We start from the raw sequence: 16,876 nt of genomic DNA on the forward strand, positions 1-16,876 counted from the left end.
TGTAGCTTTCATCACACTACATTTTCTAATTTCAATTCTACCATGGGTGCTGTCTCGCTGTCGCTTAAACACCAACAACGGTGGGAATTTCGTAGTTGTTTTGGTATAAATGTACGAAATCTCAGTTGTATTTTTTTTACAGTTGTCCTCGCTTGGCTTTGCCGAGTGAGTAATATGTATTTAGGCTTCCAACCTGTATTTTTTAGTTGCTGCAAATACCTATGTTTTTTGAAACGCCAGCCAGAGGCTTCCAAGATAGTTACTCACTCGCTTAAAAGCAAGCGAGAGCATACTTTTTCATTTTTTGACAGCCGAGATGGAACAGGGAACGAGCGAGAGCCTACTTTTTTATTTTCTGACAGCCGAGATGCAGCAGGGGAAGGTAAAGAAGTAAATAATAATCAACTCTCCATTGATAAAACTGACTTCCCAAAACTCATAGAAGTTATTTTTGAAGCTGATTTGACTTTAGAAGACGAAAGGAAAGGCAAAAAATCAATCTTGTTTCATAAAAACATAGAAGCCACTTTTATTGCAATCTTTGAAATTAGACGTGTTACAAGCAAGAAGAAAAAGAAACATAGCCGAATTATGCTCCAAACACTCTACAAGAAAAAGCCCTCTAATAACTGAAAAAATCAGCTAAAGAAGGCTTAAAAAATCTCACCGACGTAGTTATGCCTAAAAGCCCAACTACTCACGCCCAAAAACGACTTCGGTTACTGTCTTTCATACAAATATACGAAATTCAAATACGAGAAGTTGCATTTGATGTCTAGCTACTCAAATCTAAGATTTGCCTAACTGATAGGTCGTAGTCTTCACTTCGTTAAAAACTACGCCCAACAATTATTTTTTTTATTTTTTTGTTGATGGAAGACTACGAGGAACGGGGGTTAACACTTATAATATATTCAATATTCATCACGTATTATCTTTTTTCAACCTTCTGAATATTTGAATCTGAATCCTTCATGATGTATCATAACAATAAAACTCAAATCTTGATTTATTAGAATATAGTCCATAGGCTGCATGAACTCTATGTTTTCATCTACAATTTTATCATAATTATTTATCAATAAAAGAAATTCGCTAATATTTCTAAACTCAAACGAAATATTTTTAGAGTAGCTCTCCATAGTTATTAATGTCAGTTCACTCTGTAACAACTGAATGCTATCAATAAAAAACATGTCCCTTATTTCTTCTTCTGTGTACTCTTTCAGTCCTTGTTCAAATTCTCTCCAACTTTCTATTGGAAACCATTTAGGTTTTTTACCCTCTTCGGATAGATAGTTATATATACTATTTATTGTAATTGTAGAGTTTTGTATGACTTTTTTATCTAATGTTTTACAGAAGTCCATAAAATTAGTTACTCTCATAATCTATAACTCTTCTTGACCTTCTATAAAGTATTTAGCTACAGTACGCCCCTTCGGTTTGCCTTTCGCACTAATTTTGTCATAATCAACAACTTTGACATGTGGACCTTCTCCCATTACTGGTTCGCCAGTCATCTGAAACTCTACTCTTCTTTTAGTTCCATCTGGCAAAATACCCTCAAACCAACCATCTTTTATTTCTTTGTATGACTTCATCTGACCCAAATAGTGTTCTGCTACTTGAAAAAGGTCGTCACCGTTAGCAACAAGCCTACGTTCTACCATATTACCTCCATTGTCCATAACTTGTCTAGTATTATAATCTGGGAGACAGGTATTATGCACCAAAATCCCTTGTTTGGTTACTTGGAAATTGTGGTCTCTATAAATTTCTAAGTTATAGACTTTATGGTAGCCTTTCTTATCTTTTACTCTCTTTTTTAACTTAGCTACTCCAGTACCTTCCATAGTACGAACGTGTTCGCCTATCTTTAGCTCAGTAGCAGGAATCCAATCTTTTCTATCTTCCGACCAAATCAAATGTCCTCCTGTAACGCCTAGTGGTTTTGAATCTCCACTAAAAGTAAGATGATATAGGTCTTTAGATTCGTGTATAAACTTTCCTGTAATCGGACGAGCAAGATAATCTCCTTCTCTATGTTCTTCCCAAAAGCGAGTGTCTAGTTGATTTACTCGTATGGCTTTTAATTTAGCCCAGCCTTTAGCTCCAAGTTCTGGTATGTCTAAATATACGCTATCTCCTGCTTTCGTTGCATTATGTTTTTTTAGCCACCAATTCGGGCGACGTAGTTTGGCAGTAGTTAGTGTTCCGTCCACTTGAAGTAGTTCAAAGTCTGCCCACTTCCAAGTGTAAGGTGTAATTTCTTCCTTATCAATCTCTGTCCATTCTATTTCCTTATCCACAGGAGAATAGGTCATTATTCCATCTGTGGTTTTCTTATTGATTTTTTGTTGCGTTTTAATGTCTTTTTCTGAATAAAAAGACTTAGCAATAGGCTCTCCTCCCCACAGTCCTAACAATTCATAAGGGTTTACATGGTAGTAATTAGGTGTATAATTACTCTTTGTAAATAGTGGAGGAAGCGTAGCTGCTTCTAATTGTAAAGTGTTATCTACAACTTTACCTTTATCATTTTTACAACCAAAAAGAGTAAAAGGTAAAAGAAGGAGAAGACTGTAAAGTAGTTTGTAATTGTTCATAATGTCTTGTTATACTTAATGAGTTTTTCATCTGCAAAAGTAAGAAAAACCTACAAGATTAAAGATATTCTTGTAGGTTTTTGTAAATAGTTATCTACATATTCCTCCTATACTGTCCTCCAACTTCAAACAATGCTCTGGTTATCTGTCCGAGTGTACAGATTTTGGTAGCTTCCATAAGCTGCTCAAAGAGATTTTGGTGTTGAATAGCTGCTTTTTGAAGGTTTTTGAGCGTTTGTTTGCTCTTTTCCTCATCAAAAGTATGTAGCTTTTTGCGTGTCTGAATTTGGTATTCCTTTTCTTCTTCTGTTGAGCGAATCACTTCGGCAGGAACAACCGTCGGCGAGCCTTTCGAAGAAAGGAAGGTATTTACACCAATAATCGGATATTCGCCTGTGTGCTTGAGCATCTCGTAGTGCATACTCTCCTCTTGGATTTGTGTGCGTTGGAACTGTCTTTCCATTGCTCCCAGTACGCCCCCACGCTCCGTAATTTGGTCAAAGATTTTCAAAACGGCTTCTTCTACCAAATCGGTTAGCTCTTCGATAATAAACGAGCCTTGAATCGGATTTTCATTTTTTGCAAGTCCTAATTCCTTATTGATAATAAGCTGAATCGCTACGGCACGGCGAACAGAATCTTCCGTTGGTGTCGTGATGGCTTCATCGTAAGCGTTGGTGTGAAGCGAGTTACAGTTGTCGTAAATGGCATACAAGGCTTGTAGCGTAGTACGGATGTCGTTGAAGTCAATTTCTTGTGCGTGAAGCGAACGCCCAGAAGTTTGAATGTGGTATTTGAGTTTTTGCGAACGGTCGTTTGCTCCATATTTGTATTTCATCGCCTTTGCCCAAATACGACGAGCCACACGCCCAATCACTGAATATTCTGGGTCGATGCCATTGGAGAAAAAGTAAGAGAAGTTCGGTGCAAAATCATCGATATTCATTCCTCTACTCAAATAATATTCGGCAAAGGTAAAGCCGTTGCTAAGCGTAAAGGCAAGTTGCGTAATCGGATTTGCTCCTGCTTCGGCAATGTGATAACCAGAAATAGAAACCGAATAGAAATTACGAACGCTTTTATCGATAAAATACTGCTGAATGTCGCCCATTAGTTTCAAAGAAAACTCTGTGCTGAAAATACACGTATTTTGAGCTTGGTCTTCCTTCAAAATATCAGCTTGTACCGTTCCACGAACTTGTATAAGCGTCTTGGCTTTGATTTGCTCATAGACTTCTTTTGGCAACACTTCATCGCCTGTTACACCTAAAAGCATCAAGCCCAAGCCGTCGTTTCCTTCTGGTAAATCGCCGTAGTATTGTGGTCTTGTTTTTCCTTCATATTTCTTAGCAATTTTCGCCTCAACTTCTTCTACCAAATCGTTTTCTTTGATATAAATTTCGCATTGCTGGTCAATGGCGGCATTCATAAAAAAGGCACATACCGTAGCAGCAGGACCGTTGATGGTCATCGAAACCGAAGTCGTAGGATCAGAAAGGTTAAAGCCAGAATAGAGCTTCTTGGCATCATCTAAACAACAAACACTTACACCAGAGTTGCCAATTTTTCCATAAATATCTGGACGATAATCTGGGTCTTCGCCATAGAGCGTTACCGAATCAAAAGCCGTAGAAAGACGAGCCGCAGGCATTCCTTTTGAGAGATAATGGAAACGTCGGTTGGTACGTTCTGGGTGTCCTTCTCCTGCAAACATACGAGTTGGGTCTTCACCTGTGCGTTTGAATGGAAAAACTCCAGCCGTGTAAGGAAACTCTCCCGGTACGTTTTCTTGTAAATTCCATTTCAAAATATCTCCCCAACTTCTGTATTTTGGTAGGGAAATTTTAGGAATTGGAGTGTGTGAAAGCGATTCAGTATGCGTTTTTACCTTGATTTCTTTGTTTCTGACTTGATAAGTAAAAACATCAGCTTTGTATGAAGCTACCTTGTCTTTCCAGTCTTCAATGATTTTCCAGTTTGTACCCTCCAAACCTAATTTTACTTGCTCAAAAGTATCTTTCAAACCTTCCAAAATTGGCGTTTTGATGTCTTCACTCATTTCTTTGTTATCCTCAACCGTTTGGATAGCTTGGTGCAATCCGTAGAGTTTATCAGCAATTTCGGACTGTGTTTCTACTGTTTCATCATAACGGCGATTATTTTCGCTGATTTCAGACAGATAACGAACTCTTGCAGGTGGAATAATGTACTGCTTTTCAGAAGTGGCAGCCGAAAGCTCAAAAGAAGAGTCAAAATCTGAACTTGTTTTTTCATTGATTAAATCAATGATAGCACGGTAAAGCGTGTTTGTTCCCACGTCGTTAAACTGTGAAGCGATTGTTCCATACACTGGCAAGGTGTCGTCTGAAACGTCCCAAAGGTTGCGATTTCGCTTGTATTGTTTCTTTACATCACGCAAAGCATCTAAAGCACCACGCTTATCAAATTTATTAAGAGCAATAATATCAGCAAAATCAATCATATCGATTTTCTCTAACTGCGAAGCTGCACCATATTCAGGTGTCATGACATAGAGAGAAGCATCAGAATGGTCAATAATTTCTGTGTCAGACTGACCAATACCAGAAGTTTCTAAAATAATCAAGTCATATTCGGCAGCTTTAAGAATATCTAAGGCATCTTGAACGTATTTTGAAAGTGCTAAATTAGACTGACGAGTAGCTAAAGAACGCATATAAACACGACCATTTGTAATCGAATTCATACGAATACGATCGCCAAGTAAAGCTCCACCTGTACGACGACGAGAAGGATCGACCGACACAATCGCAATCGTTTTGTCTTCAAAATCCATCAAATAACGACGTACTAGCTCATCTACCATCGATGATTTACCTGCTCCACCTGTTCCTGTAATTCCCAAAACTGGGGCAGATTTCTCTGGAATAAGTGTTTTTACTTTTTCTAAAAGATGCTTGTTCTCTTCTGGGTAATTTTCTACTGCCGAAATAATACGAGCAATATGTTTTGAATCTTTTTCTTTGATTTTTTCTACCTCATCTTCCGTTACATCATCGCCTGTTGGGTAGTCTGACTTTTGTAAAAGGTCGTTTATCATTCCCTGCAAACCCATTGCACGTCCATCGTCTGGATGATAAATTCTTGTAATGCCATAATTATGTAATTCTTCGATTTCGGTAGGCAAAATCACACCTCCACCACCTCCAAAGAGTTTGATATGTCCTGCTCCTCGTTCTTTCAGAAGGTCGTGCATATATTTAAAAAATTCTACATGTCCACCTTGATAGGAAGTAATGGCGATAGCTTGTGCATCTTCTTGAATGGCACAATTTACAATTTCTTCTACCGAACGGTTATGCCCTAAGTGGATAACTTCTGCACCCGAAGACTGAATAATTCGGCGCATTATATTTATAGCTGCATCGTGTCCATCAAAAAGAGCGGCTGCTGTAACGACACGCAGTTTGTTTTTGGAAACGTAAGGACTTTGAACTGGAGGATTTGTACTCATAATGTATTTTATGTATTTATTGGAATGGCTTTTTTTACTTGTATTATTTTCGCACTCTGAAGAGTACGCTATACTTTCACACTCTAAAGAGTGTGCTACAATTACAAAAATACTAAGAAAAAATGAAGTGGGATTGTTTTGTGTCTCTCAAATCAAAATGTGTATATTTATCTTTTCAATCTCAATACAAACAAATTATGAAATATCTTTCTTTAATCATTTTTTTAGTTGCTTTTTCATCCTGCTCTTCTTCTAAAGTTTCCTATTACGAAGATATTATAAAAGGAACTTGGTATCCAGACAAAAGAGACTTCTTAGGTCGTATCCAATTTCAAGACAAGCAAGCCCTTTATGAAAGACAAGAAATCATTGATAAAACGGAGAAATGGAAAGTAAGAGACACTATAAAAATTATAGAGAAGGTAAAGCAAGGCAAAAATGCTGTTATTTTAATCTTGGAAAATAAAAAGAATCATGAAGAAATAGTTTATAATGCTTTTATGATAGAAAATACAAGCAGTTCAACTATTAAAACTGTCGTGATGCCGAGCAGAAAAGGCTACCCTACGGCAGTAGAAGCAAAAGAAGCTATCCAAAATTATGAGTTTAAGCATATCAAACATCAAGTGATGCTTTCTAAAAAACTCATAGATGATATAGACAACACTTTGAAACCTCTCTACGAAATTACAAGAGAAGACTATGTGAAAGTCATCAAAAAGCTAAATTCAATGAAAGAAGAATTGGATAAGTATGCAGAATATCAAGCTAAGGAAAGCTACAACAGCGCAGAAACTATTGTAGGAAAAGTAGGTAAAGAACTTTTCAGAAAAGAACTGTTCTTAATGGGATATAATCCTTACTTAGACCTTGATGAAAATGGAAAGCATTATTCTAAAAAATTTAAAGACGACAAAGAAATACAAGAACTAATGAAGGAAGTAGAAGATAGATAAAAAAAACTTTACCTTTGCACTATTCAATACATTTTAGTGTATCAGAAAAGAAACTTACAGCTTATATCAATTATAGATTTTATGTTAAGAACACATACTTGTGGAGAGCTTCGTCTTTCCGATGTAGAAAAAAATGAAGAAATCATCCTTTGTGGATGGGTACGCCGTATTCGTGATAAAGGAAAGCTCCTTTGGATAGATTTGCGTGATAGATATGGAATCACACAGCTTTTCTTAGAAGAAGATAGCACCGACCCAGCACTTTTAGAGCTTGTTAGAGAAAAATTAGGTAGAGAGTGCATAATTAAAGCTACAGGAAAACTTATTGAGCGCACCTCTAAAAACCCAGACCTTCCAACAGGAGATGTCGAACTCAAAATTTCTGCCTTAGAGATTTTGAATGGTTCTAAAGTTCCTCCATTTTTGATTGAAGAAGAAACTGATGGAGGCGATGAGCTTCGTATGAAATATCGCTACTTAGATTTGCGTCGTCCGAATTTGCAAAAAAATATGATGCTTCGCCACAAGATGGCACAGGCAATGCGTAGATATTTGGATGGAAAGGATTTTATGGAAATCGAAACACCATTTCTGATTAAATCTACACCAGAAGGTGCAAGAGATTTTGTTGTGCCTAGCCGTATGCACCCTGGAGAATTTTACGCCTTGCCACAAAGTCCACAGACCTTTAAGCAAATTTTAATGGTTTCGGGATATGATAAATATTTCCAAATTGTTCGTTGTTTTAGAGACGAAGATTTGAGAGCCGACCGTCAGCCAGAATTTACACAAATAGACTGTGAAATGTCTTTTGTCTCACAAGAAGATATTTTAAATAATTTTGAAGGACTTTTGAAGTATCTTTTCAAAGAACTCAAAGGAATTGATATTGATTACGATTTTCCTAGAATGACGTATGACGAAGCGATGAAAAACTATGGCAACGACAAGCCAGATATTCGCTTTGGAATGAAGTTTAAGGAAATGAATGAAGTTACAAAAGGCAAAGACTTCAAAGTTTTTGATGATGCAGAGCTTATTTTGGGAATTAATGCAGAAGGTTGTGCAGGCTATTCTCGCAAGCAACTAGATGCACTTACTAATTTTGTAAAGAAACCTCAAATCGGAGCAACTGGACTTATCTACTTAAAGTGCAACGAAGACGGAACATTCAAATCTTCAGTAGATAAATTCTTTAATGAGGAAGACTTGAAAAAATGGGCAGACCTTTGTGATGCAAAAGCAGGCGATTTGATTTTGGTGTTGGCTGGAGAAGCTAACAAGACTAGAAAAGCAATGAGCGAACTCCGTTTGGAAATGGGCAATCAGCTTGGCTTTAGAAAAGACAACGATTACAAACCTCTTTGGGTAGTAGATTTCCCTCTTTTAGAATGGGGCGAAGAAGAAAACCGTTGGTTTGCGATGCACCATCCATTTACATCTCCAAAGAAACAAGATATAGAAAAACTAAATACCAATCCTGCCGATGTACGTGCAGATGCGTATGATTTGGTTCTGAATGGCGTTGAGATTGGTGGAGGTTCTATTCGTATTTATGATAGAGCTTTACAGGAAAAAATGCTTTCATTCTTAGGTTTTTCAGACGAAGAAGCAAAGGCTCAGTTTGGTTTCTTGATGGATGCCTTTGAATACGGCGCACCTCCTCACGGTGGAATTGCCCTTGGCTTTGACCGTCTGTGTGCTTTGTTTGGTGGCGAGCAGAGTATTAGAGATTTTATCGCTTTCCCTAAAAACAATGCAGGAAAAGACCTTATGATAGACGCACCTGCTCCAATCGACGAAAAACAGCTTGAAGAATTAGAGATTAAAGTAGATTTGAAAGCAAAAGTGTAACGCATACTTTAGTGTGCGAAAAAAATCATAATGATAAAACTGCTTGATAACTTTCTGTTATTGAGCAGTTTTTTTATAAATCTTCATTGATGGCTGCATTTTGAGCCTCAACAACGGTTATTTTCTCCAACCGTCACATAAAAAAATAAGCAACTACACTATACTGTAATTGCTTATTTTTAAATTAATAGGAAGAGATATTTGTTCTAGGCGAACTACTTACCTTCTCATAGTTGGTTTTATTTTTAAAGTCTTATGCCAAAGCTAAATGCATTGAGTTCTGGTAGATTAGAATTTTCTCTAAAGAGTGTATTGAGGTCGTAATTGAAAAATAAACGAAGACCACTATCAAACTTACCTTCTCCAACACCAACTTCTGCTCTTACACCGTATCTCCAATCATTAAGACGGAAATTTGAATGTTCTTTGTCTTTCTGACGGTCTCCATCTTCGTGATAAACGATTTTGGTATAACCCCCAACTCTGTATCCTGCATAGCCTCCAAATGCTAATTTTAAGCCTTTTCTGTCATTGTCTGCAAAATCTAAATGCACCATAATAGGTAAATTGATGTAAGCAGCTGTTAGCTTAGATTTGTCTAATGAACTTTCATATTCTGGAAAAGATACGCCATTTTCTGTTTCTAAAGCGTAGTTATCTCCAGAGAACATAAAGTTATTCCAAGAGGCTTCTAATCCATATTGTAATATGAGTGGACTTTTTCTTCCTCCAATCTGTGTTTTGAAAGATGTTCCTATGGCAAAATAACGAGAACCCCACGTACGCAATTCATAAGGTTTCCCAGAAGGAATTTCTCCAAAATTGCCATTTTCAAAATAATTATTCAACCCAAAATCAATCGGAATTTGATGACGAGTGCGTGTCCAAAACCTTTTTCTGCGTTTTTCATCATCATCACGTTCAATGCGAATACCACTTGTTCCAATAATAATTGTTCGTGTTTTGGAGTTATCTTTTACTTCATAGACATCTTCGTTGTCAGATATTTCGTTTTGTTGATTCTGATTATCTACCGAAGGCTTTCCCTCTGTATTTTCACCGTCGCTATTTTGATGTGCATTTTCAAGATATACGGCTGTTTTTTCCATGATTAGATTCCAGTCAATATCTCGGATTTCTTGTGCATCCTTCTGATTCTGAACTTGGATAGTTACCTTACTACTATCTCCAAAATCAATCACGACAGTATCGGGTTTTGATTGTGCCAAAGACGTTGAGGCAGTAGCTAGAGTAAATATTCCTAGTAAGAACATCCAAAGACCATTTTTAGGAATAAAATTAGTCTGCCTCAACAGGAGTTGTTTGTTGGTTGTGATTTGCTTTTTCATTTTCATTATTCGGAAGTATTTTTTGTAAATTAACTTTTTTGCCAGTTTTGAAATTCCAAACTTCTTTCAATACATCTTTTGCCTTGTCAAACTGCGAAGGATTTTGATTTGTGTTGTAATCAGTAGTATGTCTTGAGCTACCGTATTCATTGTTCCCTAGCTTCACGGTAATAGCAACTGCATGATTATCAACATTAAGCTCATGTACATTTGCTGTTTTTTCGTTTTTCTTAAAAGAAACATCTGAACTTTGCACTACAAAATCACTCGCCCAAACATTATCAGCAATATGCGTACTTGGGCTTTTTAGCCTCATCTCTTCTTCTGCCTGCTGCTTTTTGATTTTGGTTTGGTCTTTATCCATACTGGCGACTGCCTGCTCAATATGCTTTTGCGTAACAGTCTGTTTTATAGTAATTGTTGGTCTTTTTGTTTGCTTATTAGATGCGACAACTTTTGAAGAGGTTGCTTCTATATTTTGAATTTCTTGATTATTTTTTTCTGCTTTACCTAAACTTTCATCAGAAGAAATAGCTGCAACTTGTGAATTTTTATTTTCTTCATCAATACTCTTATCTTTTATTTCTACTTTATTTGTATTGGCTGTAGTCGAATTATCTTCTACGATTTCTGTAGTAGAAGGGGCAAAGAAAATTGCCCAAATTAGAAGCGAAGCAGCCACTCCACTTACAGCTGACCAAATAGGAAGGTAAGTACGTTTTGTAATCGTTTTGGTAATGGGAGCAACTTCTTTATCTGCCAGTCCATTTTGGATTCTTCTCCAAACGTGGTCATCTGTCGGAACGCTATGATGCTGCAATACTTCTCTAAACAAAGTATCTAACTCTGTATCAGCGTTCTGATTATTTCCAAAAAAGTTATTTTTTTGATTGTCCATTATGACTATATTTTTGAAAAGATTTTTTTAGAATCTTTATGTAAAAATCAAAATTTTTATTGTTGTATTTTTTTGCCTTATAGTACGAAACTATGCGTTGGCTTATTATTATCTGTTGGATTGTTGAATGTATTATCTAAATTATCATCTATCTGTTCCAACCATTTTTTGAGCAATGCTCTTGCTCTACTAAGTTGTGATTTTGACGTATTTTCAGAAATATCTAACTTTTCAGCTATTTCTTTGTGCGAAAATCCCTCAATAGCATACATATTAAAAACTGTTCGATAGCCGTCTGGTAATTGCTTTACCAACGCTAATAAATCATTTGTCTCTAAAGCTGTTGAGGCAGGATTATTTTTTCCTTTATAGTCTGCGTTTTCGATTTCTTCCATAAAGACTTTCTTGCGCTTACGAATAAGACCTAAAGCTTCATTACTGACAATTCTACGAATCCAGCCCTCAAAGCTCCCCTCTCCTTTAAAGGTGTGTAGATGTTCAAATACTTTCATAAAAGCAGAAACAAGTACGTCTTCTGCTTCATGATGATTGCCTACATAACGCAATGCTACACTAAACATCTTGCCAGAGTGCTGTTCATAAAGTTGTTTTTGAGCCTTACTACTGCCGTTCTTACAGGCTTCTATCAGTTCGCTTTCTGATAGTTCTTTAGTAGAGCGTTCTTTATTGCGAAGAAATCCGAACATAAAATTATCTCATAAAAAAGGTGGAATACGTACTTTTAAACAATTACGAATGAAAAATTACGAATTAAGAATCAAGGAAATAGCTATGTTAACTACAATTTTTGAGTTTAAAAACGTAAAACAAGTTTTATCCGATTACTCATTTTTAAAGACGTCTAAATTAAGTTGTTTTTGTTTCTTGCTTTATGAGATGCAGAAAGGTTGCAAGAGGTTGCTTGAGGATGTAGATTTTTTTAAAAAAAGTTTGTCAACTAATTTAAACGAAAATCTCTTCAATGAAACATATAGGTTAGCACTCCTTTTTCTGTAAAAGCTTAATTTTTAATAAACTATCTATAATGCTCCTTTTGCCAATTAAAAAAGATAAGGGATAAACAAAAACATTAAAAATGCCCACAACTAGGAGGGAAATCATAGCAGTAATCATTAAAAAGTCATTATTTCTTGGACGAATAAAAAATAGAGTAAAAAGTAAAAAAACTGGAATCCAATAGATAAGGTTTCTAAAGAAAATTTGTACGTAAATAGGCTTTTTTTCTTTTTTGGAGGAAACGAAATACAAACCAAATATTTTTTTTCCTAAACTGCCTTTTAATGTAAAAATATCTCTGAAAACCATATAGAGAGTAAAAATAAACCACATCGCCATATCATTTTTGATAATAAAGCCAACATTTTTAAACCCAAGTTCTACTAAAAATGCAAGTAAACCTCCAATAATAATATCGAACATAAATGCTCCCAAGCGATTGCCAATATCAGCTTTTTCAAAGTTTTGAACTTCTCTTTTCTTTAGTTTGAGCGCAGAGGTAGAGGGGAAGTTTTTTAATGTTCGTCTCTGATTACAATGCTTCGCCCCCATATATTCCCAACTCTCTTTTGTGAAAGCAGATTTGCATTCAGCACAAAAAACAATTGTATCTCCCAAAGAAAATCCATCACCAGTAATGGGGTCTTTACGATTTTCTTCTAAAAAGTGAATTTGTTTTTCGGTAAGTTTTAGTGTATTTGCCATGATGACAAATTTAACGAGAAAACGGATAAATACGTTTTTAGAAGAGTACTGGACATTTGATAAAATCCTTATTTTCTCGGACACCTCAAAGGTGTCAGGACAGTTAGGTGTGTAAATTGTCCGACACTTTAAAAGTGTCATGACAAATTCATGTCCAGTACTCTAACACGTTTTAATCTTCCAATGTCTGCAAGTCTTTCCAAATTTTCTGAATTATGTTTTGCTGCTTGGGGTTATAAACCCAGTTGTGGTCAAAGACTTCCAAAATTTCGGCGTTGGCATTTTGAGCGATAGCAAGGCTATGAAAACGAGTGTCTTTTTGGCGTTCAGTTTCCATTCGTTTTACAAAATCTTCCCTAAGCGAATACATCACAAAGTCAGAAACCATAAGTACATCGGCATCTCTAAAGTCATTTTCTTTCAATATCGTTAGCGTTTCGGAAAGAGCTGGCGTGGCATCTGTTCCTCCGTCGAAAGACATAGAGAGGAAATCTACAATACGGTCTAAAGATTCGGCAATGTCATCTAATCTGATTTTCTTTATTCCGACAGAAAAAGAAATCAAGTAGGCTTTTCGACTTTCCTTAGCAGCCATTTTCATAATGGCAAAACAAAGCGTTTTGGCAATCTGTGAAGGAGTTCCTTGCATTGAACCACTCGTATCAATACAAACTATAAAAGGACCTTTTTCTTTCTTTTTCTGATGCTGACGAGAAAAAGTCTCTTCATCTGCATTGAAAATAGTCTTTGTTCCCTCATACTGAAATGATAAAAGCTGACTGTCAGCGTATTTTTTCAAAAATAGCCATTCGGTTTCTGGTTTTCCTAACAGAGCAATTTCAGAAGGCAAAATGGTGTTTAAGTCATTACTCATTCGTGTTCCATTGATTTCAGAACGCAAATTTGGGTCTTTTACTTTTGACTGATACACCACCACTTCCTTATACTCCTCTTCTTCGGTTTCGATTTGCGCCTCACGCATTCTGCCGAGCAAATCTACAAGTTCTTGAATGGCAGTTTCATTTTCTAAGATAGAAGCGTATTTTTCTAAGGCTTCAAATCCTGTTTTTTTCCAAAGAGCTTGCGACAAATCCCAATAACGTCCTACTTCCATTGCAAAAGGAGAAATCAGACTGCCTAGTTTCTCTAAGTCATCTGCCTTCTGATAGAGTTTTTGAGAAAACTCTTCACTTTCTTCTTCCAAATATTGCGCTTGAAACTCTAACCATTTTGCTGTCAAGAGTGCATCCCATTGCGCCAAAAGGTCTGCAATCAAGATGTCTAAGGGGAGTTTTTTTTCTGCTTGTGGGTCATATTCTTTTGAAAGGACAAACTCTTTGCTTTTCGGAACAAGCTCCTTAAATTTTTGTGTATAAAAATCTGTGTCTAGTTCTTCTCTGTCGTAGCGAATAGAAAGGTAGTTGATAAGGTTATCCCAATCTGTCAGGTACAGATGAGTAGGTTTGTGTGACCACGCATCAAATTTGTCTTGTTCTTCTTGAAATGGATTTTTAGCATTGATTTTTTTGTCTGTGTCTTTTATCCACTTGATAGTATCTTTTATGATTTGAGTAGTCAGAGACTCGTTTTCTTTGGCAAGTTTTACAATCGTCTGATTCTCAAAAATTTTATCTAATGTTTTTCTTAAATATGAAAAATACGAAGCGCCGAATTCTTCTTGTTCTATCCCTAGCTCATTTTTTTCTCCGTCTCCTTTCAGAATCGAATACAGATAAAATACCAAAAACTTCCGTGTGGGTTTGTCTAATACTTTTCCAAAATCTATAAAACGGCTAAAGGTAAGTTCTAATTCTTCGAAGGACATGCTTTTCAGTTATCAGTTATCAAGAAACAGTTACCAGTTAAATACTTCTTGTATTAAAAATTGTTGTACGATTTTCAACATCTTTCTAAACTAGATTATATCAGTTTATAATTTTATTAATTTTTCTCTACAATTACTTGATAGCGAAATGCCCATTGCCATTTTATCCTATACTTTTTTATTCCTGCTTGTTCTAAAAGATTGGTTAGCTCTTGTTTTTTAAAGGCTCTCAAAACAGAGAGAGGCGCATCATGTCGTACTAAATATGAACCTTTGAAAAGTCTTGTGAGGAAATAAATACTATAATAAGCTATTGGGTTTCTGTGTAAATCATTAATAATAAAACCCTTTGAGTTTAATTTATAAACATTTTTAAAAATAGAAATGAGTTCCTGATCTGTAAAATGATGACAAAAAAGAGACATAGTCGCCCACTCGTATTTGTTTTCATTTTCTGCATCAATATCAAAAACATTGAGTTTTTCATAGCTGATTTGAGGAAAACTCTGTGATTTGTTTTGAGCATAGCTTATCATAAAATCATTGGCATCAATACCCACTAAATCAGCTTTAATATTTCTTTTTTCAAACCATTTGGCAATCTGCCTAAGCGTATCTCCTCCTCCACTTCCAATATCGGCAAGAGAAGTTTCTTTGTTTAGTTTATTTTCTTTGTGAAGTGTTGAGAGGGCAGAAGTCAAGACCTTATAGCCTCCTAAAGTTGTGTTGATAAACTCTAATTCATCAAGATTTTTTTTGAGGTCGGTAGATGCTAAATTGAGATCGTCCATAAGTTCCTTTTTGTAAGAACGAGTGTTGAAATTCATTTTGGGATTTTTAGAATGAAAAAACAGTGTAGTAGAACCAAGCATGCCTTGGCTCTACAAGCTATGTAAAACAAAAATACATTTTTCTATTCTCCCATATCAGCCACGCCATAAACACCACCAAACTGCTTACACCAAATCATTACATAACGATAATCTGTAATAGAAATTTCAGAAGATACATTGACTATCTGTCTACCACTAGAAGAATCCAAATTAGCTAATTCTACAGCATCATTTACATTGTCATTATTTTGACTCAAATAAATTCTCAAATCTGGTGGCGACGAAGAAGTAGAAAAATCATCTGCCAAGACAACTTGTAAAACATCATTTTCGATACGAAGTTTTGCCGTTCCAGAACCTCTATTAGTGAATGTTCCTCTACGGATTACTTGTATTGTTGCTGGGCTACTTTGAATGCCATCTACAGTAGCTGTTACATTTGCTGTTCCGTAGTTTTCTGCTGTTACTTCTCCATTTTCTACAGTTACAAGTTCTATGTTTCCACTATTCCAAGTAGCTGTTTTGCCTGTGATTTCCTCTCCTAAATTATTTTTGACAGAAATTCCTAAAGTAGCCATTTCTGTAAGTGTAATTTCACTAACTGAGGGTGTAATAGTTACGGTAGCTACCTCATCATTGCTTGTTACAACAGTCAGAAGTGCTGTAGCTTCTACACTTTGATAGGTTGCTTTGATAGTTGTCTGTCCTGCTGAAAGCCCACTAGCTACTCCATCTTGATTGATACTAGCTACTGATAAATTACTGCTTTCCCAAGTAATATCTGACGGAGACGCAACAGGATTACCCATATTGTCAAAAAAAGCTGTGGTAAATGTAACCGTTTCGCCAATCATTACGCTCTGAGAAGCAGGAGAAATTTCCAAACGCTCTGGAATTTCTATAGGAGCAACCTCTTCCGTTTTCTTATTACAAGATACTAAAAGAAGTGAAAATAAGCCTAAAAAGACAATAAAATGAAATTGATTTGTGAATGAATGATATAATTGCATTTGAGATTGTAAGTTTTGATAAACGTATTTAAAAAGTTACACTCTCCCCTTGTTTTTATTTGTTAGAACTCCTTTTTGATGGATTTAGTTACTAACACTTCCTAAAATTATTCATATTTTTTCGTTACAAAAGTATAATGTTAGTAGTTTTAATTTTTTTTAAAGAACTCTATTCAAACTCATCTTTGCTATCTCTAGTCAAATTTAGATTCTTGCTAACTTTTTTGGCTAAAATTGGTTATTTTTGCTAGGTTTGATTTTGACAGTCTTCTAGTCTGTCCAAAAAATAACAATAAGGTAAAAAACACTCTATCAACAGGCGACAAG

13 protein-coding genes are annotated in these 16,876 nt (G+C 35.8%); 3 read left to right on the forward strand and 10 right to left on the reverse strand.

Features of this window, described 5'->3' with window-relative positions; translation table 11 throughout:
• The coding region (locus tag QZ659_RS12015) for a hypothetical protein (RefSeq protein ID WP_291726066.1) at positions 1–633 on the forward strand (633 nt) is incomplete at its 5' end.
• 308 nt (positions 634–941) lie between these two features.
• On the opposite strand, the gene QZ659_RS12020 is transcribed toward QZ659_RS12015, so the two are convergent.
• From QZ659_RS12020 to QZ659_RS12030, 3 genes are all read right to left on the reverse strand, one after another.
• On the reverse strand, positions 942–1,370 hold the full coding sequence (locus QZ659_RS12020) for a hypothetical protein (protein ID WP_291726067.1): 429 nt from the start codon (positions 1,368–1,370) through the stop codon (positions 942–944).
• Positions 1,371–1,391: 21 nt separating this feature from the next.
• Positions 1,392–2,609: a polymorphic toxin-type HINT domain-containing protein gene (locus QZ659_RS12025; RefSeq protein ID WP_291726068.1), complete on the reverse strand. Its 1,218-nt coding sequence runs from the start codon at positions 2,607–2,609 to the stop codon at positions 1,392–1,394.
• 94 nt (positions 2,610–2,703) lie between these two features.
• On the reverse strand, positions 2,704–6,102 hold the full coding sequence (locus QZ659_RS12030) for a methylmalonyl-CoA mutase family protein (protein ID WP_291726069.1): 3,399 nt from the start codon (positions 6,100–6,102) through the stop codon (positions 2,704–2,706).
• A gap of 197 nt (positions 6,103–6,299) precedes the next feature.
• On the opposite strand from QZ659_RS12030, the gene QZ659_RS12035 reads away from it, so the two are divergent.
• Entirely contained in the window at positions 6,300–7,058 is a 759-nt protein-coding gene (locus QZ659_RS12035; protein WP_291726070.1) for a hypothetical protein, read from the forward strand.
• Positions 7,059–7,139: 81 nt separating this feature from the next.
• Positions 7,140–8,912, forward strand: a complete 1,773-nt coding sequence (gene aspS, locus QZ659_RS12040; RefSeq protein ID WP_291726071.1) for an aspartate--tRNA ligase — start codon at positions 7,140–7,142, stop codon at positions 8,910–8,912.
• A gap of 245 nt (positions 8,913–9,157) precedes the next feature.
• Here aspS and QZ659_RS12045 read toward each other — a convergent pair whose 3' ends face one another.
• The 7 genes from QZ659_RS12045 to QZ659_RS12075 form a co-directional block, all read right to left on the reverse strand.
• Positions 9,158–10,261, reverse strand: coding sequence for an outer membrane beta-barrel protein (locus tag QZ659_RS12045; RefSeq protein WP_291726072.1), 1,104 nt, complete (start codon positions 10,259–10,261; stop codon positions 9,158–9,160).
• Positions 10,212–11,159 (reverse strand): hypothetical protein, encoded by a 948-nt coding sequence (locus tag QZ659_RS12050; protein WP_291726073.1) that lies wholly within the window; start codon positions 11,157–11,159, stop codon positions 10,212–10,214. The genes QZ659_RS12045 and QZ659_RS12050 overlap by 50 nt, the downstream gene beginning before the upstream one ends.
• A gap of 77 nt (positions 11,160–11,236) precedes the next feature.
• Complete coding sequence (locus tag QZ659_RS12055) at positions 11,237–11,866, reverse strand: RNA polymerase sigma factor (RefSeq protein ID WP_291726074.1); 630 nt, start codon at positions 11,864–11,866, stop codon at positions 11,237–11,239.
• Positions 11,867–12,155: 289 nt separating this feature from the next.
• Positions 12,156–12,881: an RDD family protein gene (locus tag QZ659_RS12060; protein WP_291726075.1), complete on the reverse strand. Its 726-nt coding sequence runs from the start codon at positions 12,879–12,881 to the stop codon at positions 12,156–12,158.
• A gap of 172 nt (positions 12,882–13,053) precedes the next feature.
• Complete coding sequence (locus QZ659_RS12065; RefSeq protein ID WP_291726076.1) at positions 13,054–14,706, reverse strand: VWA domain-containing protein; 1,653 nt, start codon at positions 14,704–14,706, stop codon at positions 13,054–13,056.
• 116 nt (positions 14,707–14,822) lie between these two features.
• A complete protein-coding gene (locus tag QZ659_RS12070; RefSeq protein WP_291726077.1) occupies positions 14,823–15,533 on the reverse strand; it encodes a methyltransferase domain-containing protein in 711 nt (236 codons plus the stop codon).
• A gap of 86 nt (positions 15,534–15,619) precedes the next feature.
• Positions 15,620–16,549, reverse strand: coding sequence for a DM13 domain-containing protein (locus QZ659_RS12075; protein WP_291726078.1), 930 nt, complete (start codon positions 16,547–16,549; stop codon positions 15,620–15,622).
• Positions 16,550–16,876: the final 327 nt, after the last annotated feature.

Origin of the sequence: Bernardetia sp., assembly GCF_020630935.1 — a bacterium.
Lineage (GTDB): Bacteria > Bacteroidota > Bacteroidia > Cytophagales > Bernardetiaceae > Bernardetia.

Excerpts from the sequence above, each read along its gene's own strand:
- QZ659_RS12020 (WP_291726067.1), bottom strand. The coding sequence starts at position 1,370 with ATGGACTTCTGTAAAACATTAGATAAAAAAGTCATACAAAACTCTACA.
- QZ659_RS12025 (WP_291726068.1), bottom strand. The coding sequence starts at position 2,609 with ATGAACAATTACAAACTACTTTACAGTCTTCTCCTTCTTTTACCTTTT.
- QZ659_RS12030 (WP_291726069.1), bottom strand. The coding sequence starts at position 6,102 with ATGAGTACAAATCCTCCAGTTCAAAGTCCTTACGTTTCCAAAAACAAA.
- QZ659_RS12035 (WP_291726070.1), top strand. The coding sequence starts at position 6,300 with ATGAAATATCTTTCTTTAATCATTTTTTTAGTTGCTTTTTCATCCTGC.
- aspS (WP_291726071.1), top strand. The coding sequence starts at position 7,140 with ATGTTAAGAACACATACTTGTGGAGAGCTTCGTCTTTCCGATGTAGAA.
- QZ659_RS12045 (WP_291726072.1), bottom strand. The coding sequence starts at position 10,261 with ATGAAAAAGCAAATCACAACCAACAAACAACTCCTGTTGAGGCAGACT.
- QZ659_RS12050 (WP_291726073.1), bottom strand. The coding sequence starts at position 11,159 with ATGGACAATCAAAAAAATAACTTTTTTGGAAATAATCAGAACGCTGAT.
- QZ659_RS12055 (WP_291726074.1), bottom strand. The coding sequence starts at position 11,866 with ATGTTCGGATTTCTTCGCAATAAAGAACGCTCTACTAAAGAACTATCA.
- QZ659_RS12060 (WP_291726075.1), bottom strand. The coding sequence starts at position 12,881 with ATGGCAAATACACTAAAACTTACCGAAAAACAAATTCACTTTTTAGAA.
- QZ659_RS12065 (WP_291726076.1), bottom strand. The coding sequence starts at position 14,706 with ATGTCCTTCGAAGAATTAGAACTTACCTTTAGCCGTTTTATAGATTTT.
- QZ659_RS12070 (WP_291726077.1), bottom strand. The coding sequence starts at position 15,533 with ATGAATTTCAACACTCGTTCTTACAAAAAGGAACTTATGGACGATCTC.
- QZ659_RS12075 (WP_291726078.1), bottom strand. The coding sequence starts at position 16,549 with ATGCAATTATATCATTCATTCACAAATCAATTTCATTTTATTGTCTTT.